The organism is Allobosea sp. P1_A7 (assembly GCF_056406775.1).
In genome coordinates, this window is record NZ_JBFTZN010000005.1 from 1 (window position 1) to 24,716 (window position 24,716).

The window sequence follows — 24,716 nt, forward strand, 5'->3', positions numbered from 1 at the left end:
ATTCCGCAGCGCTCATTGACAATGGCGACTCCCCGTCCTTACCTCAGTGAGATGATCGATCACTGATCATGGCGACAAGAAGGGGAAGCACTCCATGAGCTTGCGAATCTCCGGCAAGAACCTCGATGTCGGCGAGGCCCTGCGGGGCCAGGCCGAGGAGCGCGTGGCCGCCGCCCTCAGCAAGTATTACGAGGGCGGATATCAGGGCCATGTCACCGTCGACAAGGACGGTACCGCCTTCCGGACGGACGGGGTCTTGCATCTCTCCTCCGGCATCACACTCGAAGCTTCCGCTACGGCGCATGATCCGTATGCGAGTCTCGACAAGATGGCGGAGCGCATTGAGAAGCGGTTGCGTCGGTACAAGCGGCGGTTGAAGGATCGCTCATCCGCAATGAATGGTCGTGCCTCCGGGGTGGAAATCCCCAGCTATGTGATTGCGGCCCCTGACGATGAAATCGAGGAGGCTGAGGCCGTTTCTGGCGGTGACAACCCTGTTATCGTGGCGGAATCGACCAAATCCTTCCACGAATTGACCGTTAGTGATGCAGTCGCCGAGCTTGACCTCACTGGTGCGCCCGTCGTGATCTTCCGCCATGCTGGCAATGGGCGGATGAACGTCGTATACCGCCGCCGCGATGGCAACATCGGCTGGATTGACCCGCCGGCCTCGCTGTCTTGAGCCCCGGCAGGCGGTAGCCCCGGTTATCACTCCTGACCCGTGGCGCTGGGTGAGAACCCGGCACGGGACATGCATGGACTGGCGCATGACCCTCACTGATCTTCTGTCGCCCGCAGCCGTGGTCTCCCCGCTGCGGGCCAATGGCAAGAAGCAGGCGCTGCAGGAACTGTCCCAGCACGCCTCCGTGCTCACTGGGCTGCCTGAGCGCGAGCTTTTCGAGGCCCTGCTGCAACGAGAACGCCTTGGCTCGACCGGGATTGGCGACGGCATCGCGATCCCCCACGGGCGCATGCCGGGAATCGACCGGCTCGTCGGGCTGTTCGCCCGCGCCGAGAAGCCGATCGATTTCGAGGGGCCGTGCTGGAGCAGGTGCGGCGCGCCCATGACCCGGCCGCCATCTATGCGATCCTGGCGGAGACCGCCGCGAAGGCTGCCTGACACTGGAACCGTTCAAGCCTGGGCTTGGACTGGAGGGCGCAAGCCGCTATGACGCCGGCATGACCGGCGCCGCATGCTGTAGCCGCGGCGCATCCTGTTTCGGAGCCAGTTCCTCATGGCCTACACGCATGTCGATCTCTTCCCTCTCGGCGAGGACAAGACCCCCTATCGCAAGCTCGGCGACGCGGGCGTCACAGTCGAGACGATTGGTGACCGCGAGGTCCTGAGCGTTTCGCGCGAAGCGATTCGCCAGCTCAGCGAGCAGGCCTTCGTCGACATTAACCATCTGTTGCGGCCGGGCCATCTCGCCCAGCTCGCCAAGATCCTCGACGATCCCGAGGCGACCTCGAATGACAAGTTCGTTGCCTACGATCTCTTGAAGAACGCCAATATCGCGGCTGGCGGCGTGCTGCCGATGTGCCAGGACACCGGCACCGCGATCATCATGGGCAAGCGGGGTCGCAAGGTCTGGACCGATGGCGATGATGAGTCGGCGCTGGGCGAGGGCGTGGCCGATGCCTACTACAAGCGCAATCTGCGCTATTCGCAGGTCGCGCCCCTCTCCATGTTCGAAGAGAAGAACACGGCGACCAACCTGCCGGCGCAGATCGATATCTATGCCGAGGGAGAGGACGCCTACAAATTCCTCTTCGTGGCCAAGGGCGGCGGCTCGGCCAACAAGACCTTCCTGTTCCAGGCGACGCCCTCGCTCCTCACCAAGGACCGCATGATCGCGTTCCTGAAGGAGAAGATCCTGACGCTGGGCACTGCCGCCTGCCCGCCCTATCACCTTGCCATCGTCATTGGCGGCACCTCGGCCGAGCAGAATCTCAAGACCGTCAAGCTCGCCTCGACCAAATATCTCGACGAACTTCCGACAAAGGGGTCTCCCTCGGGGCACGCCTTCCGCGATCTCGAGATGGAGGAGGAGATTCACAGGCTGACGCAGTCGCTCGGCGTCGGTGCACAGTTCGGCGGCAAGTATTTCTGCCATGACGTGCGCGTCATCCGCCTGCCGCGTCACGGCGCCTCGCTGCCGATCGGCCTTGGCGTGTCCTGCTCGGCCGATCGCCAGGCCAAGGGCAAGATCACCCGGGACGGCATTTTCCTCGAGGTTCTCGAGACCAATCCGGCCAAGTACCTGCCTGAGGTCGAAGACGCGTCGCTCGGTGGCGATGTCGTCAAGGTCGATCTCAACCGGCCGATGAGCGAAGTCCTCGCGACGCTCAGCAAATACCCGGTCAAGACCCGGCTTTCGCTGACCGGCACCATCGTCGTCGCCCGCGATTCGGCCCATGCCAAGATTCGTGAGCGGCTCGAGAACGGGCAGGGCATGCCCGATTATTTCAAGAACCATCCGGTCTATTACGCTGGTCCGGCCAAGACGCCCGAGGGTTTGGCCTCCGGCTCCTTCGGTCCGACGACGGCGGGTCGCATGGATTCCTTCGTCGATCAGTTCCAGTCCTTCGGTGGCTCGATGGTCATGCTCGCCAAGGGCAACCGCTCCTCGGCGGTGCGCGAGGCTTGCGCCCGGCATGGCGGCTTCTATCTCGGCTCGATCGGCGGCCCGGCGGCGCGCCTCGCTCAGGACTGCATCCGTAAGGTCGAGATCCTGGAGTATCCGGAGCTCGGCATGGAGGCGGTCTGGCGCATCGAGGTCGAGGATTTCCCCGCCTTCATCGTCATCGACGACAAGGGCAACGACTTCTTCAAGGAACTGAACCTCGGATGATGCGGCTTTCGGCTGGCCTCGCCCTGATCCTTGTTCTCGCGGCGCCTCCCGTCCTGGCGCAGGGGAGGGCTGGCGCTCCGGCGGACTGCCAGCGGGATCTCTTCCAGAACGAGGCCGGCATGCGCCGTGAACTCACCCGCCTGCAATCTGCCGGCACAGCCGACCAGGCCACGCAATGCCGCGTCTGGCGCGAGCATGTCACCTATCTTCAGGGCGCGCGCTCCGTCTTCGCAACCTGCCAGGCTGGACGGCAGCGCGAGGAGAATGTCGCGCAGATGGACACCTCCATCTCCGAATACCGGGTGCTTCTCGCCAATCGCTGCAAGGCGCGCTGAGCAGGTGCCCACCCCTTACGGAAAGGCAAAGATCGCATGACCGAGCAGGCTGCCACCCCCCTGAATGTCGCCGTCGTGCCGGTGACGCCGTTCCAGCAGAATTGCTCGGTCATCTGGTGCACCCGCACCAAGGAAGCAGCGGTGGTTGATCCCGGTGGTGATGTCGACCGCATTCAGGACGCGCTGAAGGAACTCGGCGTCAAGCCGGTCGCGATCTGGCTGACCCATGGCCATATCGACCATGCCGGCGGTGCGGCCGATCTTGCCGATGCGCTCGCTGTGCCGGTCATTGGTCCGCATGAGGCCGACAAGTTCCTGCTCGACGACCTGCCGGCTTCGGGGCTGCGCTTCGAGATGCGCGGCATCCGTCCGGTCACGCCGACGCGCTGGCTTGCCGAGGGCGAAACGGTGTCGATCGGCGATGTCGCCTTTTCGGTGCAGCATGTGCCGGGCCATACGCCCGGCCATGTCACCTTCTTCCAGAAGGACGCGCATTTCCTGCTTGCGGGCGATACGGTGTTCGCAGGCTCGGTGGGCCGCACCGATTTTCCCTATGGCAGCCATGAGACGCTGATTGCCGGCATCAAGGCCAAGCTCCTGCCGCTGGGCGACGATGTCCAGTTCCTGCCGGGACACGGGCCGGCGAGTACGCTCGGTGAGGAGCGGCAGAACAACCCATTCCTGCAGGATTGACGGCACAGGCGCTCCGCGCCCGGTGCTCGTACAGGTTGTGGAGCGCGCCCCACAGCGATTGACGTAAGGGCGTAGCTCACTAGTTTGGCGGCACAGCACGGAGCGCCGCCATGAGCCTCGAATTCCTGATCACCTCCCTCAWCATCGTAGCCTCGCCGGGCACGGGCATGATCTACACCGTGGCAGCGGGCCTCTCGCGGGGCGCGCGCGCAAGCGTCGTCGCGGCCTTCGGGTGCACGCTCGGCATCGTGCCGCACATGCTCGCGGCGATCATGGGACTGGCGGCGCTGCTGCACACGAGCGCGCTCGCCTTCCAGATCTTCAAATATCTCGGCGTGGCCTACCTGCTCTACATGGCCTGGAACACGCTCCAGGAACGCGGGGCCCTGCAGGTCGAGCAGAAGGTCGACACGCGCTCTGCACTGCGCGTGACGATCGATGCGGTTCTGGTCAACCTGCTCAATCCGAAGCTCTCGATCTTCTTCTTCGCATTCCTCCCACAGTTCGTCAGCGCGGATGCGACCAATCCCATGCCGGAAATGCTCGCGCTGAGCGGCGTGTTCATGCTGCTGACCTTTGTGGTCTTCGTAGTCTATGGGTTGTTCGCAGCGTCTGTCCGCAACCACGTCATCTCCCGGCCGCAGGTGATGACCTGGATGCGGCGCATCTTTGCCGGCGCCTTCGTTGCACTCGGTGCGAAGCTTGCCGTGGCGGATCGCTGAAACCTGCGTCCCGGGGCCCTCGGGCCCCGGAAACGCCAACGGCCATGTCCAGAACGGGCGCGCGTACATCCGGCGTCACACGTTCGGCTCATGGCCGTCTTCAACGAGGATGGAGGACAGTGGAACGCCCTCGACATCGCCGTGAACATCAAATGGGGAGGGGCTCTCCCGATTTCAAGGGCTTATGACGCGCTCGGCCGCCATTCATAGAGAATGTCCGGCTCTCCTTCGACATTTCGGCAGCCATCGTTCATGTCGACGGTCTTGAAGCCGTGCTTCTCGTAGAAGGCGCGGGCGCGTGCGTTGCGCTGGAAGCAGAAGAGATGCAGCCGCTGTGGGCTGCGCTCCCTGGCTTTGGCGAGGAGCTGTGAGCCGAAGCCTTGCCGATAGTGACCGGGCTTCAGATAGAGTTGATCGAGATCGTCGCCGTCGAGCGCCATGAAGCCCACGACCTCGTCGCCCAACCGGGCAACCCAGTTCTCGCCGCGCGCCAGGCGATCATGGATGATCCAGTCACGCACTGCCTCATCGCTATGGACCCGGCGCAGCCAGGGCAGTGCATCAGCCCGGGCGGCGATATAGAGATCGGCGATGGCGGCGGCGTCCGAGGCCGTCGCGCGCCCGATCGTAGCCTGGTCGCCCGATTTCATCGAGACAGCCGCGGCCATACAGGCGTCACGCCTCGAAGACGTCGGCGAGGAAGTCGCGCTTGCCGATGTCAAAGCCGTTCTCGCGCAGGATCGCGTAGGCGGTGGTGGCATGGAAATAGAAATTGGGCACGGCAAAGCGGGTCAGATAGGCCTCGGCCGTCATCGTGACCGTCTGCTGCGGACCGCGCGGGAAGGTAACGTCCTTGCCGATGCCGCTTTCGAGGGCGGTATCGTCGATGCTCTGCACGAAGGCGAGCGTCTTGGCGATCCGCTCCTTCAGTTCCGGGAAGGTCTTCTCCTCATCCGGGAATTTCGGGTTCTCGCCGGCGCTCACGCGCGCCGCAGCATTCTTGGCGAAGTCGCAGGTGAGCTGGATCTGTCGGGTGAAGGGCAGCATGTCCAGCGCCAGGCGGCTGTTGAGCAGGACCTCGGGCTGGATCTTGCGGGCTTCCGCCTGCGCCACAGCCTTGTCGAGAATGGCGTCGAGCGCCTTCAGGGTCTGGATAATGCCCGCGAAGGCGGCGGCATGAACGGAAATCGGCATGATGCAGGATCCCTCAAAAACGAAACGGGCCCGGAAGGTCCCGTTCCACTATCGATAATACTGCTGGCCCGTCGATGACAGGGGCAGGGCTGCATCAGTCCTTGGCGCGCTCGACATAGGAGCCGTCAGCCGTCATCACGACGATGCGGGTGCCGGGTCCGATGTGGGGCGGCACGGCGGTGCGCACGCCGTTGGTCAGGATCGCGGGCTTGTAGGAGGACGAGGCAGTCTGACCCTTGGTCACCGGCTCGGTCTCGGCAACCTCGACCGTGACGCGCTGCGGCAGCTCGATTGCGACAGCCTTGTCCTCGAAGACCGAGAGAGAGACCTTCATGCCTTCMTGCAGATAGGGCGCCGTGTCGCCGACCACGGAGTTGTCGACATGGATCTGGTCGAAGGTCTCGGGGTTCATGAAGACGTATTGTTCGCCGTCCTGGTAGAGATAGGTGAAATCCCGGTCTTCGACATAGGCGCGCTCGACCTGCTCGGTCGTCTTGTAGCGCTGCGTCATCTTCACGCCGTCGGAGATGCGGCGCATGTCGATCTKCGTCGTCGGGGTGCCCTTGCCGGGAAAGAAGCTCTCAGCCGAGATGACGGAGCAGAGATGCCCGTCGAGTTCGAGAACGTTGCCCTTGCGAACGGAGCTGGCGATGACCTTGACCACGTGAGTTTCCTTGCTGGTGCGCATCGAGCGCGCGCRCTATGCGGATTTCGTCGCCGCGGAACTACCGCATTCGCGGGCGAAACGGAAGCTTGCAGAGATTCTTAACCGAGGTTCGATGGTCGAGGGACATCCGCCCTGGTGGCGGCGGGACATTCATGCCGACCGCCGGCCCGCATTGCTGGCGCGCGGACGCATCAAGGCAGCGCTGAGGCGCTGGTTCGAGGCGCGCGACTTCATCGAGGTCGAGGCGGCGATCCTGCAGGTCTCGCCGGGCAACGAGACACATCTGCACGGCTTCGCGACCGCGCTGATCGACGATGCCGAGGGCGTGCATCCCTATTACCTGCACACGTCCCCGGAATTCGCGGCCAAGAAGCTGCTGGCGGCCGGCGAAAGCCGTATCTTCGATTTCGCCCGGGTGTTCCGCAATCGCGAGCGCACGGCGCTGCACCATCCCGAATTCACCATGCTGGAATGGTACCGCGCCGGCGAGGATTACGACGCGCTGATGGCCGATGCCGCGGCTCTGCTGGCCGAGGCGGCCCGCACCGCTGGCGCAAGTCAGCTGCACTGGCGGGGGCTGGTCGCCGATCCTTTCGCCGAACCCGAGCGCCTGACCCTGCATGATGCCTTTGTCCGACATGCCGGCATCGACCTGCTCGCGACCATCGCGGAGAACGGGGCGACCGATCGAGAGGCTCTCGCCGCAGCTGCGCTGGCTGCCAATATCCGGCTTGCTGGGGACGACAGCTGGTCTGACATTTTCAGCCGGGTTCTCTCGGAGAAGATCGAGCCGCATCTTGGTCGCGGTTGCGCCACCATCCTTTGCGAATACCCGATCTCGGAGGCGGCCTTGGCGCGGCCGAAGCCGGGCGATCCGCGTGTCGCCGAGCGTTTCGAGCTCTATGCCTGTGGTGTCGAGCTTGCGAATGCCTTTGGCGAACTGACGGACCCGGCCGAACAGCGTCGGCGGTTCGAGGCGGACATGGACGAGAAGCAGCGCATCTATGGCGAACGCTACCCGCTCGATGAGGATTTCCTCACAGCGCTGGATGCGATGCCTCCGGCCTCCGGCATCGCGCTCGGCTTCGATCGGCTGGTGATGCTCTGCACCGGTGCGCGCCGGATCGAGGACGTGCTCTGGACGCCGGTAGCCGAACCGGGCAGGACACGCCGATGACCGCCCATACCCCTCTTCGCAGCATCGACGCGCTTGTGGCGCAGGGGCTTGTCGTGCCGGCGCGGCGTGAGGCGCTGGATGCGGTTGCCGAACGTTACGCCGTCTCCGTCACTCCCGCGATCGCGGCATTGATCGACCCGTCCGATGCGGCCGATCCGATCGCGCGTCAGTTTATCCCCGATGCGGCGGAACTGCTGACCTTGCCGCAGGAAATGGCGGACCCGATCGGGGACGACGTGCATTCGCCGGTCGAGGGGGTGGTTCATCGCTATCCCGACCGCGCGCTGCTGAAGCTCGTCCATGCTTGCCCGGTCTATTGCCGCTTCTGCTTCCGGCGCGAGATGGTCGGCCCCGGTGGCGCCTCGCTTGCCGGAGAGAAGCTCGACGCGGCGCTGGCCTATCTCGCCTCGCGGCCGGAGATCTGGGAAGTCATCATGACGGGGGGCGATCCGTTCATCCTGTCGGCGCGCCGCGTGCGCGAGGTTGCCAAGCGGCTGGCGGCGATCCCGCATATCAAGGTGACGCGCTGGCATACGCGCGTGCCGGTGGTCGATCCCGAGCGGATCACGGCCGATTACGCCCGCGCCCTGCGCGTGCCCGGCAAGGCGAGCTACATCGCCATTCATGCCAACCATCCGCGCGAATTCACGCCGGCGGCGCTTGCCGCGATCGCGCGCCTCGCCGATGCCGGCCATGTCCTGCTCAGCCAGAGCGTGCTGCTCAGGGGCGTCAATGCCGATATCGAGACCTTGGCTGCGCTCATGCGCGCCTTCGTCGAGAACCGGGTGAAGCCCTATTACCTGCACCATCCGGATCTCGCACCGGGCACCTCCCATTTCCGGCTGTCTCTGGCGGAGGGACAGGCGCTCGTCAAAAGCCTGCGAGGCCATCTTTCGGGCCTGTGCCAGCCAACCTATATCCTCGACATTCCCGGAGGGGCCGGCAAGATTCCGGTCGGTCCATCCTTCCTTTCGGGCTGCGAGATGCCGGGCGCCGAGGCGCAGGCTGAAGACCGTTTCGGTACGCAGCATTCCTACCCGCCAGCTTGAGTACCAGCGCGGCGCATCGCCAAGGAGCGATCATGCAAGAGAAAATGCCCATCGCCATCGTGTCGGATGTGGTCTGCCCGTGGTGCTTCATCGGCAAGGCGCGGCTCGAGACGGCGCTGGCCAATCACGGCCTGACCGACCGCGTCGCCATCACCTGGCTGCCCTATGAACTCAATCCGGACATGCCCGCGGAAGGTGCGGACCGGGCGAGCTATCTCGATGCCAAGTTCGGGCCCGGCAAGCGCAAGGAAATCGAGATCAGGCTCTCGGAAGCGGCACTCGAAAGCGGTGTGACATTCAACTGGTCGAAGGTCACACGTACGCCCAGTACCCGCATGGCCCATATGCTGATCGCGGCCGCGTCCACCGTGCAGCGCGGCAGCGAGATGAAGGCAGCCCTGTTCAAGGCCTATTTCCAGGATGGGCGAGATATCGGCGATCTGGAGACGCTGGTGGCGATCGCGACCGAACTCGGGTTCGAGGAGAATGCGGCTCGCGACGAACTCACCAATGATGAATTGCGTGAGACGATCATCGGCCTCGAGGCCCACGCCCAGAAAGTCGGGGTGACCGGGGTGCCTTTCTTCATTGTCGACGGCAAGCTCGCGGTTTCGGGCGCGCAGACGCCGGATGTCTGGACCAAGGTCTTTGCCCAGCTTGCGCGCGAGACGGCGTGAGCGAGAATATCTCCGGTTTTCGTTTGCCTCCGCGCTGGTCTAGAAGGGGCCGGCGGGGGGCAGAGTCGAGATGAGATCGGACGCGACGACACGGGCCGTTACGACTGCGGACGGCCGATTGACGATCGAGGGCGAGCGCAATGCGTTCGTGCAGAGCCCGGCCCGGCACCTCCTTCTTGAAACGGGGCCGCTCGATGTGATCTCAGGCTATGCCAGCCAGAACGGTTCGCTCGGTTCCGTTGCCAGGCTTCGCGGCTTTGGCTCCCTGGGGCGCGATTGGCTCGGGCGTGCCGGATTTGCGGACCGTGCTCAGCACGTCGCGCTGAGCATACGGGCCCTTCCTGAAACCGGCGAAGGCAAGATGCTGCTCAGGCTGGGTTTTGACGACGAAGCGGATGCTCCGCATGCCGGGGCCTTTTCGGCCGATCTTTTCGTCTCCGCACCGGTCTATGCCGAATTGAAGAGCGATCTGCAGGCGGGCCTGGTCGATGCCATCTCGATCTCGGCGGCGACCAATCTCTGGATCAGCGATGCCGATCGTGATCCGCCGGCCGGCGGCCCTGTGACCTGGTATCTCGGTATCGAGGCGGACGGTCGCACGAGTGGCAGTGCCAAGGGGCTGGTGCAGAGCCTGAGCTGGTCTCAGCGCGGGCGCAGGCAGGAAGAGCCGCATCCGGTGCTTGCTGTCCATCCCACTGGAGCTGCGGGTGAAGACCCGGAGGACGGTATCGAGTTCCGCAAGCTGCGCCAGATGACCGTGCTCAATCGCTGGATGATGAATCTGCTGATTGCGCTGATCGCCATCATGTTCGTGCTGGCTTTGAAGTGATGTTCATGTGCGAAGGTCCGATGTGATGGGTGTCGTCCGCTACCTCAGCCACCCCCAGGTCAAGATTGATCCAGCCGTGCCTGTGCCCGATTGGGGGCTGTCGGATATCGGCCGGGCACGGGCCCTGGCCTTCGCGGCTGCGCCTGGGCTCGTCGGAACCCGGCTCATCGTCTCGTCGGCCGAGCGCAAGGCGATCGAGACGGCGGAATGCGTCGCGGAGCAGCTCGGCCTCCCCGTCGAGATCCGCGAGGCCATGCACGAGAACGATCGGTCGGCCACGGGGTTCCTGCCGCCGTCGGAATTCGAGAAGGTGGCCGACGAGTTCTTCGCCAATCCCGAGCTGAGCGTTCGCGGCTGGGAGCGTGCGCTCGATGCGCAGTCGCGGATCGTTCGGGAAACAGAGGCCGTACTGGCCGCGGCGGGGGATGGCGACATTCTGCTCGTCGGCCATGGCGGGGTCGGCACCTTGCTGCTCTGCGCTACGTCTGGCTGGCCGATCAAGCGCCTGCGCGATCAGCCCGCAGGCGGTGGCAATCTCTTCGCATTCGACGTAACGACGCGAATCGTGCAGCACGGCTGGCAATCGATTGAGGAGTTCGCAGCGTCATGACCGCCAAGATCAACGATCTTCGTGACCGCATGATCGTGGCGCTCGACGTGCCGACGATCTGGGACGCCTACCGCATCGTGTCCGAGCTGGGCGATGGGGCGAGCTTCTACAAGATCGGCTACCGACTCGCCTTTGCCGGCGGGCTCGACCTGTCCCGTCAACTGATCTCGGAGGGCAAGAAGGTCTTTCTCGACCTCAAGCTGCACGACATCGGCAACACGGTCACCGAGGGAGTCGATTCCCTGACCAAGCTCGGCGTCACCTTCCTCACCGTCCACGCCTATCCGCAGACCATGCGCGGCGCGGTCGAGGGGCGGGCCGACTCCGATCTGAAGCTGCTCGCCGTCACCGCGCTCACCTCCTACGATGATGGCGATCTGCGCGATGCCGGCTACGGCCTCGCCGTGCGCGATCTCGTACGCCTGCGTGCCCAGCAGGCCCGCAGCGCGGGCATCGACGGCATCGTCTGCTCCGCCGCCGAGACCGAGATCGTGCGCGACATCATTGGTCCCGACATGGTCATCGTGACGCCCGGCATTCGCCCCGCGGGAAGTGCCGCCGGCGACCAGAAGCGGACCCTGACGCCCGGCGAGGCGATCCGCGTCGGCGCCGACTATCTCGTCATCGGGCGCCCAATTATCCGCGCGGCTSACCCGCGTGCGGCGGCTGCCGCGATCATGGACGAGATCGCCGCGGCTTCGTAGTCTGGCCGGATCAGGTTTCAACCCAAGAACGGAAGCTGGAAATGCCCAAGGGATATGTCATCGGTCGCGCCATGGTCTCCAACGCGACGCTCTGGGCGGTCTACGCCGCCAAGGCCTCCGAGGTGATCAAGCAGTATGGCGGTACGCCGATCGTGCGTGGCGGCCAGATGACGGTGGCCGAAGGCGAGGGCCGGGCCCGCAACGTCGTCATCGAATTCAAGGATTTCGAGACGGCCAAGGCCTATGCGAATTCGCCGGAATATGCTGCGGCCCGCAAGGAGCGCGAAGGCGCTGGCGAGATCGATCTCGTTGTCGTGGAAGGGCTCTGAGCCATGGCGAAGGGATATTGGGTCGCCCGCGTCGATGTCGAGGATCCGGAGGCATACGCCAGGTATCGCACCCTGAATGCCATCGCCTTCGCCAAATTCGGCGCGAAGTTCCTGGTGCGTGGCGGCGAGTACAAACTCGCGCGCGGCGAGGGGCGCAAGCACAACGTCGTCATCGAGTTCAAGGACGAGGCAACGGCGCGCGCATGCTACGAGTCGCCTGAATACCAGGAGGCGACCAAGCATCTGGCGCAGGCGGGTCAGTCCGACCTCGTCATCATCGGGGGCTATGACGGGCCTCAGCCCGGCGCGTGATGCCTCCGCACCAGCGATAGCGCGCCTGCAATCGCATCGCCTCTGACGGCGGAGAGCCTGCGCCTGACATCGGGCGCAAGCCAGGCCTCCATCGCGGAGGACAGGCCGCCGATCAGCGCAACGCGTGGCACCTCGCGCTCGAACAAGGTGCGCACCATGGCGTCGATCAGGGCCGCGCCATTCTGCATGATGGCCCGGGCATGCGAGTCGCCGAGGTCCGCATGGCGCAGCACCAGGGGCGCGAGCGTCGCGTAATCCGTGGCGTGGGCCTTGTCCATCCAGGCGATGACCTCGAACGGATCGCCCTGGAACCTGGCGAGGACGTCCGTCGTGAAGCGCGTTTGCGGCTCCCGGCCGTCATGGGCACGCAGCGAGACGCGAATGGCGGCAAGGCCGAGATCGGCGCCGCTGCCCTCGTCACCGACCGGGAAGCCGTAGCCGCCAATCCGAATCTCGCGTCCGTCGACGCGGGCGAGGCCGATCGAGCCAGTGCCGATGATGATGATCCCACCGTCCTCACCGGCATGGGCGCCAAGGCAGGCGCCGAGCCCATCGCTCTCGAAGACTGTGACGGCGAAGGGGCTTGTCCAGCCTGCAAGCTCCTCCTGCATGCCCTTGCGGCCGATGCCGGCAAGGCAGATTCCGGCGCGGACCCGACTGAACTGATCCTCGCTGAGGCCAGCCTCGCTCATCGCGCCGCGCGCTGCCTGCATCACCGCGGCAAGCGAGGCCTCCAGACCGAGACGGAGCGAGGCCGGCCCCGCGATGCCCGAGCCGAGCACCTCTCCCTGGGCGGTCTCGAGCCGGCMGCGGCAGCCAGTGCCGCCGCCATCGACACCAAGATACAGATCGGCCACAGCGCTCATGCGCCGACCCGTTCGATATCGGCGCCGCAGCGCCTGAGCTTGCGGTCGAGAGCCTCATATCCGCGGTCGAGATGGTAGATGCGGCTGACCACGGTCTCGCCCTGCGCAGCGAGCCCTGCGAGCACGAGGCTGACCGAGGCGCGCAGGTCGGTCGCCATGACCGGCGCCGCCTTGAGCGCTTCGACGCCGCGCACCGTGGCGCTGGTACCCTTCAGCGTGATGTCGGCGCCGAGCCGGACCAGCTCCGGGACATGCATGAAGCGGTTCTCGAACACCGTTTCGCGGATCAGCGAGGTACCGTCCGCCACGCTCATCAGCGCCATGAACTGCGCCTGCAGATCGGTCGAGAACCCGGGATAGGCCTGGGTCATGATGTCGATGCCGGTGAGACGGCCCGGCCGCGACACCATCAGCCCGCGATCGGTCGGCCAGAGTCTGACGCCGGCGGCTTCGAGCGCTTCGCCGACGGCTGCGAGCTGTTCGAGCCGTGCGCCGACCAGTTCGAGTTCTCCGCCGGTGATCGCGGCCGCAACCGCATAGGTGCCTGCCTCGATGCGGTCGGCGACGATCTCATATGTCGCTGGCCTGAAGCTCTGGGCGCCCTGGACCTGCAGGCGATGGCTGCCGATGCCCTCGATCCTTACGCCCATTGCGACGAGGCAGCGGGCGAGGTCGAGGACCTCCGGTTCCTTCGCCGCGTTGACGATCTCGGTTTCGCCGCTGGCAAGGCTCGCCGCCAGCAAGGCGGTTTCGGTGGCTCCGACCGAGGAGAAGGGAAAGACGATACGCGCGCCGCGCAGACCGGCGGGAGCATTTGCCTCGATATAGCCGCCGGCGACGCTGATTTCGGCGCCGAGGGCCTCGAGCGCCTTCAGGTGAAGGTCGACCGGGCGTGCACCGATCGCGCAGCCGCCGGGCAGGGAGACGCGGGCATGGCCGAAGCGGGCGATCAGCGGCCCCAGCACCAGAATGGTCGCGCGCATCTTGCGGACGATGTCATAGCTCGCATCCCGCGGCGCGGCTTCGCTGGCGTTGAGTGTCAGCGCATCGGCCGCGCGCCCGGAGAAGCTGACGCCATACCCTTCCAGCAGGGCCTGCATCGTCCCGATATCGACCACATCAGGCAGGTTGCGCAGGGTCAGCGGCTTGTCGGAGAGGAGCGCGGCTGCGAAGGCGGGCAAGGCGGCATTCTTGGCGCCGCGGATATCGACGGTTCCGGACAGCCGCTGGCCACCACGGATCAGGAGCTTGTCCATCAGKGGCCCTCTTGTGCACGTTCGGGGGACTTCTCATAGCGCAGGAAGCGGTGCTCCGCGCCGGCGAAATCGCGGCTGTACTCGCTGGCTCGATGCCAGCCGGCCCGCTCATAGAAGCGTCGCGCACCCATATTGGCCGCGAAGACCTCAAGCGAGCAGGCGCCATTCGCCTCGGCATGGGAGAGCAGGGCTGCTCCATGGCGGCGGCCGGTCTCGGCCACGAAGAGCATGATGACATGACCGTCGAGCAGCAGCAGGACGCCTTTGACGCCGCCATCGTCCAGGACTGTGAGATGCTTCAGGTCCCGTTCGAACCGGGCCTCGAAATGCGCAACGTCATAGGTCGACGCCGCATCGCCGATGATGGGACGGAAGCTGGTCTGATAGGCTTGCGCAAGGATGGCTGCCGCCGGAGCGATATCGGCAGGCTCTGCCTTGCGGATGATCACGACCGGCCCCGCAGACGGGGATCGAGTTCATCGCGGAGCGCGTCGCCGAGCAGGTTGAAGCCGAGCGAGAGGAAGAGGATGCCGAGCCCGGCGAAGATCGCGTTCCAGGGCGAGAGCAGCACGAAATTGCGCCCTTCCGCCAGCATCAGCCCGAGCGAGGGCGTCGGCGGCTGGGTACCGAGGCCGAGGAAGGAGAGCGAGGCCTCGACCAGGATGGCGGCCGACAGCAGCAACGAGGTCTGGACCAGGATCACGGAGGCCAGATTGGGCAGGATATGGCGCAGCATGATGCGCAGGTCCGAGGCGCCGATCGAGCGGATGCCGGCGACGAAGTCGCTCTCGACCAGAACGAGGGCCGGGCCACGGATCAGTCGTGCGAAGATCGGCACATAGACGACCGCAATCGCGATGGCGGCGCTTTCCGTTCGCGGCCCGAGCATGGCGATGATGCCGATGGCGAGCAGCATCACGGGAAAGGCGAAGAGAATGTCCATCAGCCGCATCACGATGCGCTCGCACCAGCCGCGATAGAAGGCTGCGAGGAGGCCGAGGCCGCCCCCGACGAGCAGCGCGAGGCCGACGGCGATGCCGCAGGCGATCAGGGCGGTGCGGTAGCCATAGAGGATGCGCGCCAGGATATCGCGGCCGAGATGATCGGTGCCAAGCCAATGCGCGAGGCTCGGCCCCTTCAGGCGGGCGACGATGTCCTGGGCGAGCGGGTCATAGGGCGCAATCAGGGGGGCGGCGAGCGCCAGCACGATCTGCAGCGTGACGATGATGCCCGCTGCGATGGCGATACGGCGGCTCTGGCTCATCACGTAGTCCTGAGCCTTGGGTCGATCAGCGCATAGGCGAGATCGACCAGGGCGTTCACCAGCACGAAGCCGATGGTGACGATGAGGATGGTGGCCTGGACCAGCGGGTAGTTCCGCTCGGCGATGCCGCCGAGGATCAGCCGCCCGAGGCCCGGAATCGAGAAGACCTGCTCGACCACGATCGCGCCCCCAAGCAGATAGCCCGTCATGATGCCGACGCTGGTGACGAAGGGAATGAGCGCGTTGCGGAGCGCATGCCGGTAGAGCACCGCGGTCTCCGAAAGCCCCTTGGCGCGGGCCGTGCGGATATAATCCTGGCTGAGTGCGTCGARCATCGCCGTGCGGACAAGGCGCGACAGATTGGCAAGGATCGGCAATGCCAGCGCGATCGCCGGCAGCAGCAGCCGCTGCAGATTGCCGAGCGGGTCCTCGCTGAACGGGACATAGCCGAGCGAGGCGAAGCTTGGGGCCAGGCTTGCCACGGTGATCAGCATGACGATGCCGAGCCAGAAGGACGGGATGGTGAGCCCGGCGATCGCGCCGATGCGCAGGACGAGATCAGCCCRTCCGCCGCGCCAATGCGCCATCAGGCACCCGAGGGGCACAGCGAGGCCGGCGCCGATGACGAGCGCCAGCACGGTGAGCTGCAGGGTCGGCCAGATCTGGGTCGTGATTTCCTGGAGCACCGGCCGGCCGGTCCAGATCGAGGTGCCGAAGTCACCGTGGAGCGCTCGCCCGAGCCAGCTCAGATATTGCTCGAGCAGCGGCCGGTCGAGCCCGAGTTCGCTGCGCATCGCCGCAACGCGTTCCGGCGTCACTTCGGTATTGGCGCCGAGCATGATCGCGACCGCATCGCCCGGGATCAGCCGGATCATCATGAAGACGATCACGGAGATTCCGAAGAGCACGATCGCGAGGTCGAGGCAGCGCTGGAGCAGATGGCGGAGCATGCCTCGACCGTGCCGGATCAGCGCAGGCTGGCGCGGCCGAGCGAGACCAGCGAGCGGTTGGCATAGATGTCATAGCCCTGCAGGTTGCCGCGCACGGCGCTGAACAGGGTGGGATAGGCGATATGGGCCGCCGGGCCCGAGCAACCGAGGATCTTTTGCGCGTCACGATACGCCGCCTGCCGTGCTGGCTTGTCGAGCGTCGCGCGGCCCTTGTCGAGCAGCGCATCGAGCTCGGGGTTGCTGTACTTGAAGACGTTGGTCGATCCTCCCGTGCGGAACGCGCGGTAGAAATAATCGTCGGGCTCGATGCTGCCGGCATTGGTCGAGGCGAAGAGGTCGAAATTCGAGTTGCGCCAGTCCTGTACGAACTGGCCCAGCTCGGGGTTCTTCAGCTCCACCTTGAAGCCGGCCTTGCCGAGCTGCTGCTGCACGACCTGGGCGATGTCGCGGATGTCCTGCCGCGGCAGGATTGTCATGCTGACCGAGATCGGCGTGGCGATGCCGGCTTCCTTGAGCAGTGCTTGGGCCTTGGCCGGATCATGCGTGTAGCAGGGCAGGTCCTTCACATCGACCGCCCAGTCCTTCAGCACGGGAGGCAGCGGGGCAGCCGGTGCGCCGCTGCCGAACAGCGCTGCGTCGATGATCTCCTTGCGGTTCAGGGCGTAGTTCAGCGCCTCGCGCACCTTCGGATTGTCGAAGGGCGGCTTGGAGACGTTCATGCCGATCAGCGTGTAGGCGAGCTCCATCGTCTCGCGGATCGCCACATTGGGCTTGCCCTTGAGCTGAAGCGCGGTGGCTGCAACGATATGCGGCAGCAGCGCGAACTGGCCATTGCCGATTCCGACCTGGCGCGTGGCCGCTTCGGGAACGAAGTTCAACTTGACGCCTGCAAGCTTCACCTCGGCCGCATTCCAGTAGCCGGCATGCTTGGCGAGTCGGATGAAGCCGTTCGGCTGCCATTCCTCGAACTTGAACGGGCCGGTGCCCATCGGCGCGCGCTGCAGCGCGTCCTTGTTGCCCTCGAGCCCGCGTGGGACGATCGCGATGCCGGTCAATGATGCGAGCAGCGGGGCCGACGGCTCCTTGAGCTTGAGCTCGAGCGTGGTCGCGTCGACGGCCGTTGCGCTTTCCAGCGCTCCGAGGCGGCTCGCGAGCGGCGAGCCGACATCCTTYGAGAGCACCCGCCGCAAGGACGAGGCGGCGTCTTCCGCTTCCATCGGCTTGCCGTCATGGAAGGTCACGCCGGAGCGGAGCTTGAACGTCACGGTCTTGCCGTCGGCGGATGCGGTCCAGGACTCGGCCAGGCCGGGAATGATGTTGAGGTCCTTGTCGAGCGCGGTCAGTCCTTCATAGATCGGGCCGAGCACGAGCTGCGACGAGGCGAAGGCTGTGACGATATGGGGATCGAGCCCTGCAGGTGAAGCCTCGACGGCGACCTCGAGCACCTGGGCGGACGCAGCACCGGCGATCAACGCGAAGGCGCTGGCAGCGATGCTGCTGCGCAACGCGCGGCATCGTCCCGAACCCTGCTTCATGGCGCGATACATGGCCCATCCCTCCCGGCAGACGGCGCATTCTAGGGCGCTCGTGCGATCAGTTTCGCATATGGACCACTTAGGGACCAATCTGGACAACGCTTAGCCGATCGCCTAGAGCCAGTGCAAGCCTTGAAGCTTGCCACGGGCATTAGGGAACGGAAGATGCGCGATCTGGCCAAGCAGACACTGACCGCGATCGGCGTGATCAGCGGCACGTCGATGGACGCGATCGACGTCTCCATCGTCGAGAGCGATGGCCGCGAGACGCTCCGCTTCGGCGCCGGCGCTTCCTACCCTTATCCAGCACAGACGCGGCGTGAACTTCAGGCTCTGATTGCCGAGGCCGAACGAGCGGTCAAGGAACCGCTGCTCGAGCTGGAGGCGGCTGTCACCGCCGCCCATCTCGATGCGGTCAGGCGCTTCATGGCCGAACAGGCGCTCGATCCGCAAAGCATCGACCTCGTCGGCCTGCATGGCCAGACCGTCTATCACCGGCCGGAAATCCGCTTCACCCGCCAGCTCATCGACGGGCCGGCGGTTGCAAGAGCGCTTGGCGTCCCGACCGTCGATCGCTTCCGCTACGCTGACGTTGCGGCGGGCGGCGAGGGGGCTCCCTTCGCGCCGCTCTATCACCGTGCGCTGGCGCAGGGGCTGGAGCAGCCCGTGATGGTGCTGAACCTCGGCGGCGTCGGCAATGTCACCTATATCGACGGCGACGACGTGATCGCTTTCGACACCGGTCCGGCCAGCGCGATCCTCGACGATTTCGTCTTGCGGCGGTTGGGTCGTGAATACGATGCCGGCGGGGCACTGGCGGCGAGCGGGCAGGTGCACGAGGATCTCGTGGCCGACTTCATGACGAATCCGTTCTTCGAACGCCCTGCGCCGAAATCTCTGGATCGCAATGATTTTCATCGCCGCGCCAAGGGCGTGGAAGCTCTCTCCGACGCCGATGGCGCCGCAACCCTCGCCGCCTTTACGGTGGAAAGCGTGGTCGCCGCGCTGCGCCATGTGCCGAAGGCGCCGAGACGCTGGCTGGTCACGGGCGGCGGTCGCCTGAACAGCCATTTCATGGCGAGGTTGCATGAGCGCCTCGGCGTACCGGTGGAGCCCGTCGAGGCTGCTGGCTGGGCTGGCGATGTCATCGAGGCGCAGACCTTCGGTTATCTCGCGATCCGCTCGGTCAAGAGCCTGCCGCTCAGCCTGCCCGGCACGACCGGGGTGCCGGAACCGCTGACCGGCGGGCGGCTCAACCTGCCGAGCTAGTCTTCGCGTCGGCGGCGCGCTTCGGGCAGCCAGCGCCGGGCCCCGCATCGCAGCATCCGCAATCCGACCTTTGGCGGCGCGGCCCAAAGATGAATTGGCCCGCCGCGGTGCGATCGGCTGGCTTGCCTTGCCGTTGTGAAGCGAGAATCGGGTCGGCGCGGTTGGTCCGACAACCCAGCAAAACGAGGGGTGCTGGTCGAGGCCGCGAGGCTTCCAGACGAAACAWCTCTTCCCTGTCGGTTCCTCGCTTGCTACTGGGCTAAAGTGGACTTATTTTGGTCTGGTCACGAGGGGCTATCCATGGCGACTGAAGACGTCAGCGCGCGCTTTCGAGAACTTGATGCCTGGGGCGACCTCGACATCCTCAAGGCGCTTTACGAAGGCCAGCTTGCAGCGGTCGCCACCATCGCGTCGTCCTTGCCGGCGATTGCGGAAGCCGTTGCCGCGGCCGTGCCGCGCCTCGAGGCCGGTGGCCGCCTGATCTATGCAGGTGCCGGCACCTCGGGCCGCATCGGCGTGCAGGACGGCGCGGAACTGACCCCGACCTTCGACTGGCCGGAAGAGCGGTTGGCCTTCGCCATCGCTGGCGGCGACGAGGCGATCCTCCACGCCGTCGAGAATGCCGAGGATTCGGTCGATGACGGCGCGGGCGCGATGCGCCGCACCGATGTCGGGCCGAACGACGTCGTGATCGGTCTCGCTGCCAGCGGCCGCACGCCTTACACGCTCGCTGCCATCGGGGAAGCCAAGGCGCGTGGCGCCCTGACCATCGGCGTCGCCAATAACCGCGGCTCGGCACTGCTGCGCACGGCGGATCTCGGCATCCTCACCGAAACCGGGGAAGAGGTCGTTGCCGGCTCGACCCGGATGAAGGCCGGAACCGCCCAGAAGATCGTGCTCAACCTGTTCTCGACGCTGCTGATGATTCGTCTCGGCCGGGTCTATCGCGGCCTGATGGTCCATATGCGCGCGACCAATGCCAAGCTCCGGCTGCGGGCGGCGCAGATGGTCGAGATGATCACCGGATGCGGCATGGAGGCCGCCGCCCGCCATCTCGACCGCGCCGGCGGCGATGTGAAGCGCGCCGTGCTGCTTGCAAGCGGCGCCGAGGCTGCCTTTGCCGAGACGTTGCTCGCTCGCCATCACGGCAATCTGCGCCTGGCCCTGTTCGATCTCGGCGTCGGGACGAACGACCTGGCCAAGGCGCCTCCCAGGGCGGCCCCGTGAGCGAAACCTCACCCGGGCGCGGTCCGCGGCGTCCGCGCGAGGGTGCGTCCGACGCTGCCCCCGAAGCGATGCCGGCCAAGCAGCAGGCGATCCTTCAGGCGCTCGCCGGAGACGACCCGACGCCACGCTATCTCAGGCTCGCCGGCGCTCTGTCCCGGCTGATCGAGACCGAGGTCTTCCTTCCCGGCGATGCCGTTCCGTCCGAGCGCGATCTCGCCCAGCTGACCGGTTATGCCCGGGTCACCGTGCGCAATGCCATCGACGAGCTCATTCGCAGCGGCGCGTTGTCGCGACGGCATGGCTCGGGCACCTTTGTCGCCTCGCGTATGGAGCAGCCGCTCTCGGTCCTGGCGAGTTTCTCGACCGATATCGAGAACCGCGGCGGCCGGCCGGGTTCGATCTGGCTGTCGAAGGAGCTGGCGCGGCCGAAGCCGCAGGAATCGATGGCGCTGGGTCTCGGGCCGAGCGACGCTGTCGTCCGGTTGATCCGGGTCAGAACGGCGGATGGAGAGCCGCTGGCGATCGAATGCGCCGTCGTGCCGGCCACCATCCTGCCGTCGCCGGATCTGATCGAAACCTCGCTCTACGCCGCGCTCGCCCAGAGGGGGGCAGCACCTGCCCATGGCGTGCAGCGCATCCATGCCGGCCTCGCGACGGCGGATGAGGCAAAGCATCTCGGCATTCCGGCAGGCAGCGCACTGCTCAGGATCGAGCGCCGTGCGTTTCTCGGCAATGGCAAGCCGGTCGAGTTCACGCTCTCCGCCTATCGCGGCGATCGCTATGATTTTGTCGCGACCTTGAAGGGCGAAGCGATGGGGCCGCAACCGTGACACTGCAGGATCGAAACCCCTCCCGCATGTCGGCCGAGATCACTGAAATCCCCCAGGCCGCGGCGCGGCTTCTGCAGGAGGGGCAAGGCGAGATTGCGCGCGTCGCCGATGCGCTGCAGATGTCGCGCACCAGCCATGTCGTCGTCAGCGGCCGGGGCAGTTCCGGCCATGCAGGCACGCATCTGCGCTATCTCATCGAGACCCGCCTGGGCTTGAGTTCTGCTGCTGCGGCCCCTTCGGTGGTGACGCGCTATGGCGCAAGCCCGCGTCTCAAGGAGGCGCTCTATATCCTGATCTCGCAGTCTGGCCGTAGCCCCGATCTGGTGGCGGCGGCCGAGCAGGCGACAGCGGCCGGGGCGCAAACGGTCGCGATCGTCAATGATCCCGATTCCCCTGCCGCTCGGGCCTGCCGCCATGTCATCCCGATCGCGGCGGGTCCCGAGCTCGCCGTGGCCGCAACCAAGACCGTTGTGAACACGATGCTGGTCGGCATGCTGCTGGTCGCGCGTCTGAGCAGGGACGCTGCACTCGCGACATCTGCGCAATCGGCTCCGGAACGTCTTGCCCAGGCGCTCACCCTCGACTGGTCGGCCTGGGCGCGCCGGCTCTCCGATGCGCCTGCCGGCTTCGTGATCGGGCGCGGTCTGACGCTGGGCCCGGCGCGCGAGGCCGCGCTCAAGGCGGCCGAGGTCCTGGGCGTGCCCGTGCTGGCGTTCAGCGCCGCGGAAGTCCTGCACGGACCCAAGGCCGCGATCCGGAGCGAGCATCCGATCCTCGGCCTCAATGCCGGTGGCGAGGTTTCGGAGAGCATCGAGGAGGCCCTGGCGACGCTTCGTCGCGAGGGGGCGTCGATCTTCTCGGGATGCGGACCGCGTCCGACACTCCCGGGACTGGCAGCCGGCGACCCGGTGCTCGACGCGATCGCGCTCTTGGTGCCTGTCTATCGCGCGCTGGAAGCCGAGGCGGTGCGGCTTGGCCGCGATGTCGATCGCCCACCGGGGCTGGTCAAGGTCACGGAGACGCTGTGATGGCAGCGCGGCGGCAGGGCTGGCGCGCGCGGCGCCTGTTCGATGGCGAGCGGATCTGGCCGGATCGCCTCGTCGTCGCCGAGGACGGGATCGTCACCGAGATGCTGCCGTCAAGCGCGCAGCCGCACTGCGTGATCGAGGAACTGCCGGATAACGGCGTGCTCGCGCCGGGCTTCATCGATGTTCAGGTCAATGGCGGTGGCGGCGTCATGCTGAACGATACACTGAGCTGCGACGGCATCGCTGCGATCAGCGCTGCCCATGCCCGCTTCGGCACGCGGTTCCTGCTGCCAACCCTCATCAGCGCMAGCAGGGCAGATATCGCGAAGGCCATCGCAGCTGCACGCGAAGCGATTGCGCGAGCTGTGCCGGGCGTTCTTGGCATCCACATCGAGGGCCCCTTCATCAATCCCGAGCGTCGTGGTGCGCATCTGGTCGCCAATCTCCTGCGGCCCGAGCCGGAGGATATCGATCTGTTGGCGTCGCTCGGCGCCGCTGGCGTGACACTGGTGACGCTCGCGCCCGAATGCGTGCCTTCCGGCTTCATCCGCGCGCTGGTCGCGCGTGGCGTCAAGGTCTGCGCGGGCCATTCCAACGCGAGCGCGGCTGAGATGGCGGCGGCCCATGCCGAGGGCCTGAGCGGTGCCACCCATTTGTTCAACGCCATGTCGCAGCTCGGCTCGCGCGAGCCGGGCGTGGTCGGTTCGGTGATGTCGGGCATGGGGTTGACCGCGGGCATCATCGCGGACGGGCACCATGTCGCCTGGCCGTCCTTTCAGGCTGCGTTTCGCGCGATCGGGCCGGACAGGATGATGCTTGTCACCGACGCGATGGCGACGATCGGCGCCGACAGGGATGCCTTCGAACTCTTCGGCGAGACGATTCATGTCAGCGGCGGCCGGCTCGTCAATGCCGAGGGCCGCCTCGCAGGCGCTCATCTCGACATGAATGCCGCGATTCTCAATGCCTATCGGCACGGCGGCGCGACGCTTGAGCAAGCCTTGGCGATGGCGAGCGCAACGCCTGCGGCCTATCTCGGCCTGTCCACCAGCCATGGCCGGATCGCGCCGGGGCGGCGGGCGGAATTCTCCGTGCTGCGCACCGGCGGTTAGTTCTGCAGAGCGGATATCGTATCCTGCCGGAGGGCTTGGCCTTCTGTGATCGCGTCGGCTTCCCCGACGATCGCAATCCACTTTTCGGGCCGATGGTTGGCGCCATCGGCTCAGGTGAGCCTGTTCCTGAACATCCAGGCGGCGAAGGGCAGGGTCACGGCGGCAATGGCAATGAGCGCCAGCATCTCCGGCAAGAGCTGCCTGATTCCGGCGCCCTCCAGATAGATCTGATGCGTGATGCTGATGGCGTAGCGCAGCGGGTTGATCAGGGTGAAGTACTGCAGGATCTCGGGCATGTTGCCGATCGGAGCCGTCAGGCCCGAGAGCAGCATGAAGGGCATCAGCAGCACGAATGAGCCGATCATTGCCTGCTGCATATTGCCCGCGATGGACGAGATGAAGAGGCCGATCCCGACCGATGCCGCGAGGAACAGGAAGAGGCCGAGATAGAGCATCGCAAAACTGCCGGAGAACGGGATCTGGAACCAGAGCTGCGCCACAAGCAGGATCAGCGTCGACTGGGTGAGCCCGATCAGCATGGCGGGGACCGCCTTGCCGACCATGATCTCCGAGGGCCGGAACGGCGTCACCAGCAACTGATCGAATGTGCCTTCCTCGCGCTCTCGCGCCACCGACATCGCAGTCAGCATCATCGTCATCATCATGGTGATGGTGCCGATCAGGGCCGGAACCATGTACCAGCGCGTTTCGAGGGTGGGGTTGTACCAGGCCCGTGTGGTCATGCGAACGGGTGGGCCGGGCTGGCCGTGCGAACTCTGCCAGTCGGCTCCAAAGCCGGTGACGATCTGGCTGACATAGGTTTGGGCGGTACCCGCGGTGTTTGAGTTGCGACCGTCGGCGATGACTTGCACGGCGGGCGCGGTCCCCGCCTGCAGACCGCGCTCGAAATCGTAGGGAATGGTGATCACCAGCAAGGCGCGCTGGTCGTTGATGATGTCGGCGATCTGGCGCTCGACGTCGAGCGTGGCGACCCGCGTGAAGGTGCCGGAACCGTCCAGGCGCGCGATCAGTGCGCGCGAGACGGCGCTTCGATCGTGGTCGAGCAGTGCATAGGACACGTTGTTGAGGTCATAGGTCGCGGCATAGCCGAAGATCAGGCACTGCAGGACCGGTGGGGCGATCAGGGATATGCGGCTCTTCGGATCCTTCAGGATCGCGAGTAGTTCCTTGCGGATCAGGGCGAGGATGCGCAGCAGCGTGTCGAGCAT

At 65.8% G+C, this 24,716-nt stretch carries 29 protein-coding genes; 19 read left to right on the top strand and 10 right to left on the bottom strand.

All coding sequences use genetic code 11. The annotated features are described in order from the left end of the window. The first annotated feature begins 94 nt into the window (after nt 1-94). The 6 genes from hpf to AC1D34_RS01435 all read left to right on the top strand — a co-directional run bounded on the left by hpf (nt 95) and on the right by AC1D34_RS01435 (nt 4,602). Nucleotides 95-682, top strand: coding sequence for a ribosome hibernation-promoting factor, HPF/YfiA family (hpf, locus tag AC1D34_RS01410; protein WP_113514942.1), 588 nt, complete (start codon nt 95-97; stop codon nt 680-682). Between the two features lie 85 nt (nt 683-767). Continuing rightward, the gene (locus AC1D34_RS01415; protein ID WP_476823298.1) at nt 768-1,172 is read left to right on the top strand and encodes a PTS sugar transporter subunit IIA; all 405 of its coding nucleotides are present in this window, start codon (nt 768-770) and stop codon (nt 1,170-1,172) included. A gap of 63 nt (nt 1,173-1,235) precedes the next feature. After that, nucleotides 1,236-2,852, top strand: a complete 1,617-nt coding sequence (locus tag AC1D34_RS01420; RefSeq protein WP_476823299.1) for a fumarate hydratase — start codon at nt 1,236-1,238, stop codon at nt 2,850-2,852. Then, the gene (locus AC1D34_RS01425; RefSeq protein ID WP_441507272.1) at nt 2,849-3,187 is read left to right on the top strand and encodes a hypothetical protein; all 339 of its coding nucleotides are present in this window, start codon (nt 2,849-2,851) and stop codon (nt 3,185-3,187) included. Before AC1D34_RS01420 ends, AC1D34_RS01425 begins: the two co-directional genes overlap by 4 nt. A 36-nt stretch (nt 3,188-3,223) precedes the next feature. Beyond that, the gene (locus tag AC1D34_RS01430; protein WP_441507271.1) at nt 3,224-3,880 is read left to right on the top strand and encodes an MBL fold metallo-hydrolase; all 657 of its coding nucleotides are present in this window, start codon (nt 3,224-3,226) and stop codon (nt 3,878-3,880) included. 110 nt (nt 3,881-3,990) lie between these two features. Continuing rightward, nucleotides 3,991-4,602 (top strand): LysE family translocator, encoded by a 612-nt coding sequence (locus AC1D34_RS01435; RefSeq protein ID WP_476823300.1) that lies wholly within the window; start codon nt 3,991-3,993, stop codon nt 4,600-4,602. 182 nt (nt 4,603-4,784) lie between these two features. On the opposite strand, the gene AC1D34_RS01440 is transcribed toward AC1D34_RS01435, so the two are convergent. The 3 genes from AC1D34_RS01440 to efp form a co-directional block, all read right to left on the bottom strand. Then, the gene (locus AC1D34_RS01440) at nt 4,785-5,270 is read right to left on the bottom strand and encodes a GNAT family N-acetyltransferase (RefSeq protein WP_441490202.1); all 486 of its coding nucleotides are present in this window, start codon (nt 5,268-5,270) and stop codon (nt 4,785-4,787) included. A gap of 7 nt (nt 5,271-5,277) precedes the next feature. Then, nucleotides 5,278-5,796, bottom strand: a complete 519-nt coding sequence (locus tag AC1D34_RS01445; protein ID WP_441490201.1) for a DUF1993 domain-containing protein — start codon at nt 5,794-5,796, stop codon at nt 5,278-5,280. 94 nt (nt 5,797-5,890) lie between these two features. Continuing rightward, nucleotides 5,891-6,484, bottom strand: coding sequence for an elongation factor P (efp, locus tag AC1D34_RS01450; protein ID WP_476823301.1), 594 nt, complete (start codon nt 6,482-6,484; stop codon nt 5,891-5,893). A 91-nt stretch (nt 6,485-6,575) separates the two neighbouring features. Between efp and epmA the strand changes: the two genes are divergently transcribed. From epmA to AC1D34_RS01490, 8 genes are all read left to right on the top strand, one after another. After that, nucleotides 6,576-7,640, top strand: coding sequence for an EF-P lysine aminoacylase EpmA (gene epmA, locus AC1D34_RS01455; RefSeq protein ID WP_476823302.1), 1,065 nt, complete (start codon nt 6,576-6,578; stop codon nt 7,638-7,640). After that, entirely contained in the window at nt 7,637-8,689 is a 1,053-nt protein-coding gene (locus AC1D34_RS01460) for a lysine-2,3-aminomutase-like protein (protein ID WP_441490198.1), read from the top strand. Before epmA ends, AC1D34_RS01460 begins: the two co-directional genes overlap by 4 nt. A 32-nt stretch (nt 8,690-8,721) precedes the next feature. Beyond that, complete coding sequence (locus AC1D34_RS01465) at nt 8,722-9,366, top strand: DsbA family oxidoreductase (protein WP_476823303.1); 645 nt, start codon at nt 8,722-8,724, stop codon at nt 9,364-9,366. Nucleotides 9,367-9,436: 70 nt separating this feature from the next. Beyond that, nucleotides 9,437-10,195 (top strand): hypothetical protein, encoded by a 759-nt coding sequence (locus tag AC1D34_RS01470; protein WP_476823304.1) that lies wholly within the window; start codon nt 9,437-9,439, stop codon nt 10,193-10,195. A gap of 25 nt (nt 10,196-10,220) precedes the next feature. Further along, nucleotides 10,221-10,805, top strand: coding sequence for a histidine phosphatase family protein (locus tag AC1D34_RS01475; RefSeq protein ID WP_441490494.1), 585 nt, complete (start codon nt 10,221-10,223; stop codon nt 10,803-10,805). After that, nucleotides 10,802-11,509 (top strand): orotidine-5'-phosphate decarboxylase, encoded by a 708-nt coding sequence (gene pyrF, locus AC1D34_RS01480; protein WP_476823305.1) that lies wholly within the window; start codon nt 10,802-10,804, stop codon nt 11,507-11,509. Before AC1D34_RS01475 ends, pyrF begins: the two co-directional genes overlap by 4 nt. Before the next feature lie 41 nt (nt 11,510-11,550). Then, nucleotides 11,551-11,838 (top strand): DUF1330 domain-containing protein, encoded by a 288-nt coding sequence (locus tag AC1D34_RS01485; protein WP_069877716.1) that lies wholly within the window; start codon nt 11,551-11,553, stop codon nt 11,836-11,838. A gap of 3 nt (nt 11,839-11,841) precedes the next feature. Beyond that, complete coding sequence (locus AC1D34_RS01490) at nt 11,842-12,150, top strand: DUF1330 domain-containing protein (protein ID WP_441490194.1); 309 nt, start codon at nt 11,842-11,844, stop codon at nt 12,148-12,150. Here AC1D34_RS01490 and AC1D34_RS01495 read toward each other — a convergent pair. From AC1D34_RS01495 to AC1D34_RS01520, 6 genes are read right to left on the bottom strand one after another with little or no spacing between them, the layout of a single operon-like run. Next, nucleotides 12,135-13,016 carry a glucosamine kinase nucleotide-binding domain-containing protein gene (locus AC1D34_RS01495; RefSeq protein ID WP_476823306.1) on the bottom strand — a complete coding sequence of 294 codons (882 nt, stop codon included), beginning with the start codon at nt 13,014-13,016 and terminating at the stop codon, nt 12,135-12,137. The two genes, AC1D34_RS01490 and AC1D34_RS01495, sit on opposite strands and share 16 nt — an antisense overlap. Then, nucleotides 13,013-14,272 carry a UDP-N-acetylglucosamine 1-carboxyvinyltransferase gene (gene murA, locus AC1D34_RS01500; protein ID WP_476823307.1) on the bottom strand — a complete coding sequence of 420 codons (1,260 nt, stop codon included), beginning with the start codon at nt 14,270-14,272 and terminating at the stop codon, nt 13,013-13,015. The genes AC1D34_RS01495 and murA overlap by 4 nt, the downstream gene beginning before the upstream one ends. Continuing rightward, on the bottom strand, nt 14,272-14,721 hold the full coding sequence (locus AC1D34_RS01505) for a GNAT family N-acetyltransferase (RefSeq protein WP_476823308.1): 450 nt from the start codon (nt 14,719-14,721) through the stop codon (nt 14,272-14,274). Before AC1D34_RS01505 ends, murA begins: the two co-directional genes overlap by 1 nt. Further along, nucleotides 14,718-15,536: an ABC transporter permease gene (locus AC1D34_RS01510; RefSeq protein ID WP_476823309.1), complete on the bottom strand. Its 819-nt coding sequence runs from the start codon at nt 15,534-15,536 to the stop codon at nt 14,718-14,720. The genes AC1D34_RS01505 and AC1D34_RS01510 overlap by 4 nt, the downstream gene beginning before the upstream one ends. After that, nucleotides 15,536-16,486, bottom strand: coding sequence for an ABC transporter permease (locus AC1D34_RS01515; RefSeq protein WP_476823310.1), 951 nt, complete (start codon nt 16,484-16,486; stop codon nt 15,536-15,538). The genes AC1D34_RS01510 and AC1D34_RS01515 overlap by 1 nt, the downstream gene beginning before the upstream one ends. A 17-nt stretch (nt 16,487-16,503) precedes the next feature. After that, on the bottom strand, nt 16,504-18,033 hold the full coding sequence (locus AC1D34_RS01520; protein ID WP_476823311.1) for an ABC transporter substrate-binding protein: 1,530 nt from the start codon (nt 18,031-18,033) through the stop codon (nt 16,504-16,506). Between the two features lie 153 nt (nt 18,034-18,186). Between AC1D34_RS01520 and AC1D34_RS01525 the strand changes: the two genes are divergently transcribed. The 5 genes from AC1D34_RS01525 to nagA all read left to right on the top strand — a co-directional run bounded on the left by AC1D34_RS01525 (nt 18,187) and on the right by nagA (nt 23,487). Further along, nucleotides 18,187-19,290 carry an anhydro-N-acetylmuramic acid kinase gene (locus AC1D34_RS01525; protein WP_441490187.1) on the top strand — a complete coding sequence of 368 codons (1,104 nt, stop codon included), beginning with the start codon at nt 18,187-18,189 and terminating at the stop codon, nt 19,288-19,290. Nucleotides 19,291-19,590: 300 nt separating this feature from the next. After that, on the top strand, nt 19,591-20,517 hold the full coding sequence (locus AC1D34_RS01530) for an N-acetylmuramic acid 6-phosphate etherase (RefSeq protein WP_441490186.1): 927 nt from the start codon (nt 19,591-19,593) through the stop codon (nt 20,515-20,517). Next, nucleotides 20,514-21,347: a GntR family transcriptional regulator gene (locus tag AC1D34_RS01535; RefSeq protein WP_441490185.1), complete on the top strand. Its 834-nt coding sequence runs from the start codon at nt 20,514-20,516 to the stop codon at nt 21,345-21,347. The genes AC1D34_RS01530 and AC1D34_RS01535 overlap by 4 nt, the downstream gene beginning before the upstream one ends. Further along, a complete protein-coding gene (locus AC1D34_RS01540; protein ID WP_476823312.1) occupies nt 21,344-22,375 on the top strand; it encodes an SIS domain-containing protein in 1,032 nt (343 codons plus the stop codon). Before AC1D34_RS01535 ends, AC1D34_RS01540 begins: the two co-directional genes overlap by 4 nt. Continuing rightward, entirely contained in the window at nt 22,375-23,487 is a 1,113-nt protein-coding gene (gene nagA, locus AC1D34_RS01545; protein ID WP_441490183.1) for an N-acetylglucosamine-6-phosphate deacetylase, read from the top strand. The genes AC1D34_RS01540 and nagA overlap by 1 nt, the downstream gene beginning before the upstream one ends. 110 nt (nt 23,488-23,597) lie before the next feature. Here the strand turns inward: nagA and AC1D34_RS01550 are convergent, their stop codons facing one another. Beyond that, nucleotides 23,598-24,716 (bottom strand): ABC transporter permease, encoded by a 1,119-nt coding sequence (locus AC1D34_RS01550; RefSeq protein ID WP_441490182.1) that lies wholly within the window; start codon nt 24,714-24,716, stop codon nt 23,598-23,600.